The organism is Streptomyces sp. NPDC058335 (genome assembly GCF_042723915.1).
Lineage (GTDB): Bacteria > Actinomycetota > Actinomycetes > Streptomycetales > Streptomycetaceae > Streptomyces.
Window position 1 is genome coordinate 38,313 of the sequence record NZ_JBHXHX010000002.1, and the last position, 12,093, is coordinate 50,405.

General features: G+C 70.1%; 11 protein-coding genes. 4 read left to right on the forward strand and 7 right to left on the reverse strand.

Annotation, left to right across the window (positions count from 1 at the left end; genetic code table 11):
- Positions 1–808 precede the first annotated feature (808 nt).
- On the forward strand, positions 809–2,572 hold the full coding sequence (locus tag ACFWJX_RS03190; RefSeq protein ID WP_383236044.1) for an ABC transporter ATP-binding protein: 1,764 nt from the start codon (positions 809–811) through the stop codon (positions 2,570–2,572).
- 143 nt (positions 2,573–2,715) lie between these two features.
- A complete protein-coding gene (locus ACFWJX_RS03195; RefSeq protein WP_383237314.1) occupies positions 2,716–2,907 on the forward strand; it encodes a DUF397 domain-containing protein in 192 nt (63 codons plus the stop codon).
- Here ACFWJX_RS03195 and ACFWJX_RS03200 read toward each other — a convergent pair.
- From ACFWJX_RS03200 to ACFWJX_RS03230, 7 genes are all read right to left on the reverse strand, one after another.
- Positions 2,904–4,970, reverse strand: coding sequence for a pectinesterase family protein (locus tag ACFWJX_RS03200; protein WP_383236047.1), 2,067 nt, complete (start codon positions 4,968–4,970; stop codon positions 2,904–2,906). The two genes, ACFWJX_RS03195 and ACFWJX_RS03200, sit on opposite strands and share 4 nt — an antisense overlap.
- 124 nt (positions 4,971–5,094) lie before the next feature.
- Positions 5,095–6,525, reverse strand: a complete 1,431-nt coding sequence (locus ACFWJX_RS03205) for a sensor histidine kinase (protein ID WP_383236049.1) — start codon at positions 6,523–6,525, stop codon at positions 5,095–5,097.
- Entirely contained in the window at positions 6,522–7,253 is a 732-nt protein-coding gene (locus ACFWJX_RS03210; protein WP_383236052.1) for a response regulator transcription factor, read from the reverse strand. The genes ACFWJX_RS03205 and ACFWJX_RS03210 overlap by 4 nt, the downstream gene beginning before the upstream one ends.
- A 55-nt stretch (positions 7,254–7,308) precedes the next feature.
- Positions 7,309–7,518, reverse strand: a complete 210-nt coding sequence (locus tag ACFWJX_RS03215) for a hypothetical protein (protein ID WP_383236055.1) — start codon at positions 7,516–7,518, stop codon at positions 7,309–7,311.
- A gap of 29 nt (positions 7,519–7,547) precedes the next feature.
- Entirely contained in the window at positions 7,548–8,702 is a 1,155-nt protein-coding gene (locus ACFWJX_RS03220) for a S1C family serine protease (protein ID WP_383236058.1), read from the reverse strand.
- A gap of 169 nt (positions 8,703–8,871) precedes the next feature.
- Positions 8,872–9,894 carry a LacI family DNA-binding transcriptional regulator gene (locus ACFWJX_RS03225; RefSeq protein ID WP_383236062.1) on the reverse strand — a complete coding sequence of 341 codons (1,023 nt, stop codon included), beginning with the start codon at positions 9,892–9,894 and terminating at the stop codon, positions 8,872–8,874.
- Between the two features lie 87 nt (positions 9,895–9,981).
- Positions 9,982–10,761, reverse strand: a complete 780-nt coding sequence (locus ACFWJX_RS03230) for a winged-helix domain-containing protein (RefSeq protein WP_383236064.1) — start codon at positions 10,759–10,761, stop codon at positions 9,982–9,984.
- 174 nt (positions 10,762–10,935) lie between these two features.
- Between ACFWJX_RS03230 and ACFWJX_RS03235 the strand changes: the two genes are divergently transcribed.
- Both ACFWJX_RS03235 and ACFWJX_RS03240 read left to right on the forward strand, forming a co-directional pair.
- Positions 10,936–11,775 (forward strand): alpha/beta hydrolase, encoded by an 840-nt coding sequence (locus ACFWJX_RS03235; protein ID WP_383236067.1) that lies wholly within the window; start codon positions 10,936–10,938, stop codon positions 11,773–11,775.
- Positions 11,776–11,838: 63 nt separating this feature from the next.
- Positions 11,839–12,093: a MoaD/ThiS family protein gene (locus tag ACFWJX_RS03240; RefSeq protein ID WP_383236070.1), complete on the forward strand. Its 255-nt coding sequence runs from the start codon at positions 11,839–11,841 to the stop codon at positions 12,091–12,093.

Here is a 12,093-nt window from a genome sequence, read left to right on the forward strand (position 1 = left end):
GCCCCGCGGTTTCCCACCCTTCAACCCTCAAGTAACGCCCGGGGGCGGGGGGGGCCACCCCCCCGGGGGCGGCGCCGCCCCCCCGCCCCCCCCCCGCCTCTCTGCGTATGCGCGTATGCGCGTATGCGCGTATGCGCATACGCGCGTATCAAGGCCATGCGCGTAATAAGACCTGTGTAAGCCAGGATTTGGTTCCCGGAGTCACCTGAAAACTCATCTCAGCTCCAATTAATGGAGGTCTAAGCGGAATTGGCTTTCCCTGCCTCTCGTGTCCCGTAGTGTTTTCCATGTCGAAAGCGAACGACGCAGAAGCAAACAACGCGAAGGAGAGCCCGATGAGCTTCCACAAGATTTCCCCGGCCAAGAAGACCCGTAAGGCCGCCGCGGCGCCCAAGAAGAAGGTGGCGAAGAAGGTCACCCCGAAGCGTCGCCCCGTCTCCCGCAAGGGCTGACAAGGTCGGTCGACAAGACAGTCGGCAAGGCGTACGCCTAAGTAAATCAAATCAATTCACAGGTAATTGCATCCGAAAGGAACAACCGTCATGAGCTTCCACAAGGTCACCCCCGTGAAGAAGACCCGCAAGGCCGCCGCGGCGTCCAAGAAGAAGGCAGCCAAGAAGGTCACCCCGAAGCGCCGCCCCGTCTCCCACAAGGGCTGAGACACCAGAATGCCACGAGGCGGGGCCACCGGTGGGCGAGCACGACTCGCGCCGGGGGCCCCGCCTCGGCCGTGACCGCCGTCCCGTACCGCAGCACCACTGTTCCGTACCGCACGACCGCCGTTCCGTACGAAAGGGAGTAGTCGACCATGAGGGAAGTCCGTGAGGCCTTCCGCCGCTTCTGGCCGCTCACCCGCGGCGACCGCAGGTGGCTGCTGGCGATCATCGCCTGCGTGGTGGTGTCCGCGCTCGCCGAGACCGCCTCGATCCTGCTGTTCGCGGAGCTGACCGACAACGCCCTGAAGGCAGGCTCGCTCGACGCCTTCTGGGGCCCGGCCGGCGCCTGGCTGGCCGTGGCCGTGCTGGGTGCGCTGGTCGGCTACCTCGGCAACTCCCTCGCGAGCTGGACCGCCGAGAGATTCGTCCTGCGCCTACGGGCAGGCGTCTTCCGGCACGTCCAGGACCTTCCCCCGCACTTCTTCCAGAAGCACCGCCAGGGAGACCTGGTCGAACGCCTCACCGGAGACGTGGAGGCCATCGAACAGATGGTCGTGTCCGGTGTCGTGGGCACGGTGTCGGCCGCCTTCTCCGCCGTCTTCTACGCGGCCGCCGCCTTCTGGCTCCGCTGGGACCTGGCCCTCGTCACCTTCGTCCTCGCGCCCCTCTTCCTCCTCGCCGCCCGCCGCTTCACCGGCCGCATCAAGGAGGCCTCGCAGGACGAGCGGGTCGCCGACGGCGCGATCACGTCGGTGGTCGAGGAGTCCCTCGGAAACATCGTGCTGACCCAGGCGTACAACCGCCAGGGCGACGAGGCGCAGCGCCTCGACCGCGAGGCCCGCGCGTGGATGAAGGCATCGGTGCGTGGCGCCCGGCTGAGCGAGATGTACGAGCAGTTCGTGGAGGTGGTCGAAACCCTCTGCGTTCTCACGGTCATCGGCCTGGGCGTCTGGGAGATCTCCGCCGGCCGCATGACCCTCGGCCAACTCCTGGCCTTCGCAGCCTTCATCGGCTACCTCTACCCCCCGGTCCGCAGCCTCGGCCAACTCGGCCTCACCCTCACCGCGGCGACCGCGGGCGCCCAGCGCCTGAACGAGATCCTCGACGCGGAGCCGTCGGTGAAGGACCCCGCCGCCCCCGTCCGAGCCTGGCCGGTCCAAGGCTGGGTCGGCTTCCACGGGGTGTCGTTCCGCTACCCGGGCGCGACCCGCGCATCGCTCGACGAGGTGACCTTCACGGCGTCCCCGGGCGAACTGGTCCTCATCACCGGCGCGAGCGGCGCCGGAAAGTCGACCCTGTCCACACTCCTCACCCGCTTCTACGACCCCTCGGCGGGCGTGATCACACTGGACGGCGTCCCGCTCCCCGACGTACCCCTGGCCTTCCTCCGCGAACAGGTGGCCCTGCTCCCGCAGGAGACCCTGATCCTCAACGGCACCGTCCGCGAGAACATCGAGTGCGGCCGCCCCGGCGCGACCGCCGAGGACATCGAACGCGTCGCCCGTGCCGCCGCCGCGCACGCCTTCATCACCGCGCTCCCCGAGGGCTACGACACCCGGATCGCCCCCGGCACGGCAGCGCTCTCCGGCGGCCAGCTGAAGCGCATCACCATCGCCCGAGCGATGCTCCGCGCCGCCCCGGTCCTGATCCTCGACGAACCCACAGCCGGCCTCGACTCCGTCGCCGCCCGCCAGATCATGAACCCCCTCCGCCGCCTGATGTCCCACCGCACCACCATCCTCATCACCCACGACCTCACCCTCGCCCCGGACGCCGACCACATCCTGGTCGTGGACGACGGCCGACTGGTGGAGACGGGCACGCACGCGGAGTTGGTGGCGCGGGGTGGGGTGTACGCACGGCTGGCGGGGCCTGTGCCGGGGAGGGTAGAGGACACGTTGGTGCTACGCGTGTGACGCGGCGGACCGAGCCGCTTCCACGTCGTCGGCGAGCCGGGAGAGTCTGCTGTCGGCGCTGTCGGCGCTGTCGGCGCTGAGGCAGCAGGGTTGGGCTTCTGGGGTGATCAAGGGGAGCAGGCGGAGACCTCGGTCCAGTGGATGTGGCTCCGCGATGTGTTGCCACTCGGCGCGAGTCGGGCTACAGCGACGGGGGAGCGAACAACTGCGTCGAGGTCGCCGACGGCTGCCCCGTCCTCGTCCCCGTCCGGGACAGCAAGGCCCCGGACGGAGATGTGCTCGTCTTCGGCGCGACCTCGTGGGCCGCGTTCCTGACTCACACGGCGCGCGGCTAGGCCGACGGCGTCCAGTCGCCCAGCCAGTCCGCGACCTCCTGGTCGGCGGCCTGGGCGTCGGTCAGGAGGGGGCGGTCGGTGCTCGTGGGGCCCGTGGCCGCGCCCGCGCCCTTGTTCGTGTACTCGGCGAAGCGGTCGTCCTTCCAGGAGAAGCCGCTCATGTCGGTCCAGGGGGTGGTCCGGATCGCGGCGCTCAGGGTGGTGTTGCGGACCGTGGTCTGCGGGTCGAGGGTGGCGTCGCCGCCGGCGTGCCAGGGACGGCCGAGGTAGAAGGTGCGGTCGGAGACGTCGCCGTTCACCGTGGAGTTGGCGATCAGGATGCCCTTGCGGCCCGCCGCCGTGCTCGGGGCGGTGACGTAGCCGGCGGAGGTGCCGTTCCAGCGCTTCTTCAGGGTGATGACCGACTTGTCGATCACCGCGGTCGCCCGGCCGAAGATGAAGTCGACGTTGCCGATGACGTACGAGTTGGTCATGTAGACGCGGCCCAGCCTGTCCTTGGCCGCGGTGTCCACCAGCAGGGTGTCCTGGTCGCCGCTGACGATGACGCCGTCGAGGAACACCTTGTCGGCGGCGGTGCGCAGGGCGACCGCCTGACCGGCGATGTCCTGGTGTGCGCCCTCGTCGAAGTCGTTGGAGATGGTCAGGTTGCGGGCCTGGAAGTCGTCCGCCTCCACGGCGACGGTCGCGCTGCCGCCGGTGCCGTAGGTGCCGGAGCCGTCGGGCTTCGGTGTACCGGACGCGTTGTTGTAGACGATCGTCGTGTCCTTGCGGCTGCCGCCGGTGCCCTGGATGGTCACGTGTGGCTTGTTGGACGGGACCTTGACCAGTTCGCGGTAGGTGCCCGGTTTCACGGAGATGACGACGCGCGAGGGATTGTTCGCCGGTACGGCGTTCACGGCGGCCTGCACGGTCCTGTACTGCCCGGAGCCGTCGGCGGCGACGGTGAGCGTCGTGGCGGCGGCCTTGGTGGTGGCGGAGGCGGTGCCGATGTTCGAGCGCGGCCCGACGCCGGCCTTGAGGAGCGCGGGCACGTCGGCGGTCTTGTCGAGGGTGTAGGCGTAGAAGGCCTTCGGGTCGAAGGCGGTGCCGCCGCTCTCGTTGCGCCCGCTCGTCCCGACGAAGGTGTTGCCCTTCTGGACGATCGTCGCGGTGCTGTCCCTGGTGACCGGGTTGTTCATGCCCTGGAAGTAGGAGTTCTCCAGGACCATCTTCGTCCTGCCGCGCGAGTAGTTGCCGTACGACGACTTGATCGTGGTGCCGGCCGCGTCCTCCAGGAAGTTGTTGTAGAGGTGCGCGTGGGCGGCGTTGTCCGTGGACGGGTTGCGCTGCTCGGTCTCGCGGAACCAGTTGTGGTGGATCGTGATGTCGGTGACGACGTTCGTGGTCCAGCCGATGCCGAAGGTCTTGTTGTTGTCGCTCAGCTTGTTCCAGGACACCGTGATGTTGGTGCTGTCCTTGCGGACGTCGATGAGCCCGTCGGCCATGTGCCGCAGATCGTTGTGGTCGATCCAGACGTGGTGCGCCCCGTCCATCTGGATCGCGTCGAAGTCGTGGTCCTTGTCGTTCCAGATGCCCTGGTACGCGTCCCGGATGGTCAGGTTCCGGATGATCACGTTGTGGACGCCGGTGCCGAGGAAGAACCCGCCGCCGACGATCTGCCCGGAGGTCCCGGAGCCCACGATCGTCTTGTCGGAGGCGACCTTGATCTCCTTGCCGACCGGGTTCATGTCGATCGTCGCCGCGACGACGATGACGTACGGCTCGGCCGCCGTCGCGTACTTCTCAAGATCGGCGAGCGTCTTCACGGTGACGGTCCTGCCGTCCCGGCCGCCGTACGTCCCGTTCTGCCCGAGCGCATTGACGGACGCGAAGCCGTCGGCGGCGGCGGTCGCCCAGGCCGGCGCGGCGGTGGCAGCGGACGCGTTGGCCTGCGCGTCCGCGCCGAACAGTCCGAGGTCCGTGCCGTAGGCGAAGGTGCCGGCGGCCGTGAGGGCGAGGGGCACGCCCATCGCCACGACGGTCCTGCGCCTGCGGTGCCGCGGCTTTCGACGGATGTCGGTCATGTGGGGTTCCGTTCCGTGGGAGGGGGACCACCCGGAAGAGGTGCCGGTCACCGGGTGGTCGCCGCCCACGGCGGAAAGGTTGCCGAACTCACCGACATTCGTGGGGAGTACGGCCGCGCATGTCCTACGGCAGCTCGGGCGGAGGCGTCGGCGCCCCCGGCAGCCGTACGGTCACCAGCGTGCCGTCGCCCTCCGCGCGGGCCACCGTGATCTCGCCGCCCGCCTGCTGGACCGTACGCGCGACGATCGACAGGCCGAGGCCCGAGCCCGGGAGGGCCCTCGCGCTCGGAGAACGCCAGAACCGGTCGAAGACGTGCGGGAGTTCGTCCTCCGGAATGCCGGGGCCGTGGTCGCGGACGGTCAGGACACCGTCGGCCAGACCGACCTCGACGGAACCGCCCACCGGGCTGAACTTCACCGCGTTGTCCAGGATGTTGACCACCGCCCGCTCCAGCGCGGCCGGCTCCGCCCGGACGTACCAGGGATCCAGCGAGGCCGTGATCGTCAACTCCGGGCCGCGCAGCCGCGCCCTGCGCAGGGCCGACTCCACGGTGTCCTCGAGCGAGACGACCTGGACCCGCTCACCCCGCTGGGCGTCCGAGCGGGACAGCTCCTGCAGGTCGCCGATCAGCGCGGCCAGTTCGGTCATCTGCGCCTTGACGGAAGCGAGCAGTGCCTTGCGGTCCGCCTCCGGGATGGGACGGCCCGTCTCCTCGCTGCGGCTGAGGAGTTCGATGTTGGTGCGGAGGGAGGTGAGGGGCGTACGGAGTTCGTGGCCCGCGTCGGCGATCAGCTGCTGTTGCAGGGCGCGGGAGTTGGCCAGGGAGGCCGTCATCGAGTTGAAGGAGCGGGAGAGACGGGCCACCTCGTCCTCGGCGTCCTCCTCCACGGGGATCCGGACGCCCAGGTCATCGGTGCGGGCCACATGCTCGACGGCCTCGGTCAGCTTGTCCACGGGGCGCAGGCCCGCGCGGGCGACGGCAAGACCTGCGGCGCCGGCGCCGAGGACTCCGATCCCGGAGACGAGGAGGAGGATGAGGGCGAGTTCGTTGAGGGTCGACTCGGTGCTCTTGAGAGGGGTGGCGAGGACGAGTGCCACCGGCCCATCGGTGGTCTGCACGGGCAGCGTCAGCACGCGTACAGCCTCACCGTTCTCGGCCGTGCTGTCGTAGAAGACGCCGTCGGCGGTGTCGTCCGCGTTCGCGATGACCTTCCGGTCGGTGGCGGAGACCTTCACCTTGCCCGCGGAGAACGAGTTGACGCAGACCGTGTCGTCTTCCGTCACCACCTGGAAGTAGCTGTTCCCCAAGAAGCTCTTGTTGGGTTGTGTGTCCTGCGGACACGTCCGGAGCACGTTCTCGATCTGGTCCTCGAGCCTCGGCTGCGCCACCATCTTCTGCAGATCGCCGTCGACCTGCTCGTACAACTTCCCCTGCACGATGAACCAACAGGTCACCGAAACCGCCGCCACCGCGAACGCGACCGCCGCGGCGACCAGCATCGACAGCCGGGCCCGGATCGGAAGGGTCCGGAACCGCCGTACGACCCTGTTCACTCCGCGCCGCCCTGCCGCAACACGTACCCCACGCCCCGCACGGTGTGCACGAGGCGCGGTTCGCCGCCCGCCTCCGTCTTGCGGCGCAGGTACATGACGTACACGTCGAGGGAGTTGGACGAGGGCTCGAAGTCGAAACCCCATACGGCCTTGAGGATCTGCTCGCGGGTGAGGACCTGGCGCGGGTGCGCGAGGAACATCTCCAGGAGGGTGAACTCGGTCCGGGTCAGCTCCACGGCCCGCCCGGCGCGGGTCACCTCCCGGGTGGCGAGGTCCATGCGCAGGTCGGCGAAGGTGAGGGCCTCGTCGTCGGGGTCGGCGCCGGCCGCCGCGGCGTAGGAGCTGCGTCGCAGCAGGGCCCGTACGCGGGCGAACAGCTCGTCCAGTTCGAACGGCTTGACCAGGTAGTCGTCGGCGCCCGCGTCGAGCCCGGTGACGCGGTCGCCGACGGTGTCGCGGGCGGTCAGCATGAGGATCGGGGTGGTGTCCCCGGCCCCGCGGATGCGGCGGGCGGCGGTGAGGCCGTCCATGCGGGGCATCTGGATGTCGAGGACGACCAGGTCGGGCCGGTAGGCGGTCGCCTTCTCGAGGGCGTCCGCGCCGTCCACGGCGACCTCCGTGTCGTAGCCCTCGAAGGCGAGGCTGCGCTGGAGGGCTTCGCGCACCGCCGGCTCGTCGTCGACGATCAGGATGCGCTGGGTGTCACGGTCGCCTTCGGCGGGGCTCATGGCGTGGATTCCTCGGGTGGGGTGGGGCGGCGGGGTGCTGCGGGCGGTATCGCTCTCAGCCTCGCATCGTAGTGAGCCGGTTCAACGGCACCTTGCGACGGTGCGGGCGGGCGGCGCTGGTGCGCAGGCCCATCATCTGCGGGGCGGCGACCTCGGGGGCCCGGGTCGGCGCCGTCGGGGCGTGCAGCTCGTACGCCACGTCGAGGGCCAGGGCGAGGTCGGCCGCGCCGACGCCGGTCACCGTGTGCGAAACCTGCTTGATCATGACGTACTCCCTGAGTGCTGGAAGGTGGTTCAGCTGTCGGAGCCGCCGGCCCGCAGTGTGGCGAGGTCGGCCTTGACGGTGTTGATCGGGATGGCGAAGCCGAGGCCGACGCTGCCGGCGGTGGAGGAGGTGGCGTCGGCGGCGGAGTACATCGCGGAGTTGATGCCGATGATGTTGCCGTTGGCGTCGATCAGGGCGCCGCCGGAGTTGCCGGGGTTGAGGGAGGCGTCCGTCTGGAGCGCCTTGTACGTCGTGGTGGACGAGCCGGTGTCGCCGTTGAACTCCTGGCCGCCGAACTCGAACGGCCAGCCGCCGCCGCCCTGCTGCTGTTGCTGCCGGCCCTGGCTCTCGTCGGTCGAGACGGTCACGTCCCGGTCGAGGGCGGAGACGATGCCGCTGGTCACGGTGCCGGTGAGGCCCTCGGGGGAGCCGATCGCCACGACCGTGTCGCCCACCTTGACGCCGTCGGAGTTGCCGAGGGTGGCCGTCTTCAGGCCGGAGGCGTTCTCCAGCTTGATCAGCGCCAGGTCCTTCTTGCTGTCGGTGCCGACGACCTTGGCGGTGTACTCCTTGCCGTCGCTGGTCGACACCTTGATCGAGGAGGCACCGGAGATGACGTGGTTGTTGGTGAGGATCTCGCCGTCACTGGTGATGATCACGCCGGAGCCGGTCGAGGAGCCGCTGCTGAGGGTGGCGTTGATCTCGACGACGCTCGGGCTGACGGCGGCGGCGATGCTGGCGACGTCGCCGGTCTTGCTGGACGGCACCACGCTGGTCGTCGTGGAGGAGGCGACCACCTGGTCCTTGCCGGTCAGCTCCTGGATGCCGTAGGCGGTGCCGCCGCCGATGGCCGCGGCGACGATCGCCACGGCGGCGAGCAGCGCCATCGGGCCGCGCGTCGCGCGCTTCTTCGGGGGGACGGGCGCGGGCTCGGCGGCCACGGGGGGCAGGAGAGCGGTCCCGCCGCCGTTGCCGTCACCGGCGGCCGCGGTGTCCCAGGCGGCGCCGGGCTGGGCCGGCGTCTGCCACACGGCGGTCGGCTCGACGGGCTGCGGCGCGGCCGGCCGGTACGCCGGCGGGGGCGGCCACTCCGGGTTCACGGGGGCGGAAGCGTGCTGCGGGGCGCCCTGGTACGGGTTCTCGTGGTTCTCGTACTCGCCGCTGCGGCGGATGCTCTCGGTCATGGAACAGAGCTTTCCGCCCGACCATGAGAGCCGCCTGAGTGCTCCCTGAGAAGCCCGGCAGAACCTCGTATGCCCGATATAAGGAAGCTTCCGGCAAGGGACCGGCCGCTCTCAGGGAAGCCTCGTACGACGCGCCCGGAGGCTCATGTGGGAGCCGGCCCGTACGGGCTCACTCGCAGCCGCAGGAGCGGCGGACCACCAGCCGGGACGGGAACACCTTGAGCCGCTCACGGCGCGAGCCCGCGACCCGCAGACCGTCGTCGAGGACCAGGTCCACGGCCGAGCGGGCCATCGCCGAGCGGTCGGAGGCGACCGTGGTCAGCGGCGGGTCGGCGAGCGCGGCTTCCTTGATGTCGTCGAAGCCGGCCACGCCCAGCTCGCCGGGCACGTCGATGCGCAGCTCGCGGGCCGCCCGCAGCAGGCCGATCGCCTGGTCGTCGGTGGAGCAGAAGACGGCCGGCGGCCGGTCCGGGCCCGACAGCAGGTCGAGGCCCACCTTGTAGGCGTCGTAACGGTTGTAGGGGGCCTCGAAGAGCCGGCCCTCGGTGGGGATGCCGGCCTCGTCCATGGCCCGCCGCCAGCCCTCGACGTGGTCGGACACCGGGTCGCCGACGGAGGGCGTGTCCGCGGTGCCGCCCACACAGGCGACGTAGTCGTAGCCGTGCTCCAGGAGGTGGCGTACGGCGAGCTGGGCGCCGCCCAGGTCGTCGGTGACGACGGCGACGTCGTCGATGGCCTCGGGCCGCTCGTGCAGCAGCACCACGCGGGCGTCCCAGGCGTCGATCTCGGCGGCGGCGTTGTCGTTCAGCGCGTGGCTGACGAGGATCAGGCCGGACACCCGCATGCCCAGGAAGGCGCGCAGATAGTGGACCTCGCGCTCGCCGATGTAGTCGGAGTTGCCGACCAGCACCATTTTCCCGCGCTCGGACGCCGCCTGTTCGACCGCGTGCGCCATCTCCCCGAAGAAGGGCTGGCGCGCGTCCGGGACGATCAGGCCTATGAGGTCCGTGCGCCGCGACGCCATGGCCTGCGCGACCCGGTCGGGCCGGTACCCCAGCTCCTTGATGGCGGCGAGGACACGCTCGCGCGTGGCCGGGGCAACCGGCCGGGGTCCGTTGTTGATGACATAGCTGACGACAGCGGTGGACGTCCCCGCCAGCCGTGCCACATCATCCCTGGTTACCTTGGCCACGCGCGGAGTCTACGCGGATGGATCCCCCCGGGGGCAGGGCGTCTCAAAGCTTCCCCGTGCGGGAGCGACGCCCGGCCTGACCGGCGGCTACGCCTCCGCGGAGATCTCTTCGGCACCCACGGGTGCCTCGTTGTCCGCATCCTCCGGCTTTGCCCGGTCCGCCGTGGCCTTGGCCTCCTCGGCGGCACGGTCGATCTTCTCGGGAGTAACGAATCGATAACCGACGTTGCGGACGGTTCCGATCAGCGACTCGTGCTCCGGGCCGAGCTTGGCGCGCAGCCGTCGTACGTGCACGTCGACCGTTCGGGTGCCGCCGAAGTAGTCGTAGCCCCAGACCTCCTGGAGCAGCTGGGCGCGGGTGAAGACGCGGCCCGGGTGCTGCGCGAGGTACTTCAGGAGCTCGAACTCCTTGAAGGTGAGGTCGAGGACCCGGCCCTTGAGCTTGGCGGAGTAGGTCGCCTCGTCGACCGACAGGTCGCCGTTGCGGATCTCCATGGGGGAGTCGTCGTTGACGATCTGCTGCCGGCCCATCGCCAGCCGCAAGCGTGCCTCGACCTCCGCCGGGCCGGCGGTGTCGAGCAGGACGTCGTCGATGCCCCAGTCGGCGGTGACGGCGGCGAGGCCGCCCTCGGTGACGACCAGGATGAGCGGACAGCCGGGGCCGGTGGAGCGCAGCAGCTGGCACAGGCTGCGGACCTGCGGGAGGTCACGGCGCCCGTCGATCAGGATGACGTCGGCACCAGGGGTGTCGACGAGAGCGGGGCCTTCGGCCGGGGCCACTCGCACGTTGTGCAGCAGGAGGCCGAGCGCGGGCAGCACCTCCGTCGACGGCTGGAGGGCGTTGGTCAGGAGCAGCAGAGAACTCATACGTCTGGTTCCTCCTCGGTCCCTGCGAGGACGTTTGCGGCACTGCGGCACTGCTCTGCGCGTCCCGGGGCCCCGTACACCTGCGGTTTCCCACTTCGTATACAACGCTTCCGAAAGCACAAAAGGACCCGGGGGCTACGCTGCCCGAGTCCTCTGCCCAGCAGAATAGCCCACATGAGCAACGGTCCGGCAGGTCATGTGGCATGTTCCACCGTTCGTCCGAACACTGAGACGGTCACGGGCACACCATTGCGGACGTTTCTGCCCACGGCCGACGGTATTTCCATCGATTCCGTATACGACCCGCGTGCGGTTGTATACGACGCCTCCGCGCCACCCTCCCGTGACCTGGTGTTCGTCGTGGCCCATGGGTTCACCGGCGACGCGGACCGCCCGCACGTGCGCCGGATCGCGTCGACGCTCGCCCGGCACGGGGCGGTCGTCACCTTCTCCTTCCGCGGACACGGACGCTCCGGCGGCCGGTCCACCGTCGGCGACCGTGAGGTCCTCGACCTGGACGCGGCGGTCGCCTGGGCCCGCCGACTCGGGCACACGCGCGTGGCCACGCTCGGCTTCTCCATGGGCGGCTCGGTGGTGCTGCGGCACGCGGCCCTGCACACCGGCACGGTCGACGCGGTGGTCTCCGTCAGCGCCCCCGCCCGCTGGTACTACCGGGGTACGGCCCCCATGCGCCGGCTGCACTGGCTGGTCACCCGCCCCGCGGGCCGCCTGGTCGGCCGCTACGGCTTCCGCACCCGCATCCACCACCGCGAATGGAATCCGGTTCCGCTCTCCCCGGTGGAGGCGGTCCCGCGGATCGCGCCCACACCTCTGCTGCTGGTCCATGGCGACAGCGACGGCTACTTCCCCCTCGACCACCCCCGCATGCTGGCCGAGGCCGCCGGTGACCACGGCGAACTCTGGGTGGAGCACGGTATGGGTCACGCCGAGCACGCGGCCACCGACGACCTCCTGACCCGCATCGGTACCTGGACGGCCGCACGGGCGGGCTAGCCTGACCCTGTCGACCACCGAAGAAGTGTCGACCACCGAGAAGCAGACCGACCGAGGGACGAGATGGCAAAGGTCACGGTGCGCTACTGGGCGGCCGCCAAGGCCGCGGCCGGCGTCGCCGAGGAGCCGCACGACGCGGCCACCCTCGCCGAGGCGCTCCAGGCCGCGCGCGAGCGACACCCCGGCGAATTCGTGCGTGTCCTGCAGCGATGCTCGTTCCTCGTCGACGGTGACCCCGTGGGCACCCGCGGACATGAGACGGTACGGCTGGCCGACGGCGGCACGGTCGAGGTGCTCCCGCCGTTCGCAGGAGGGTGA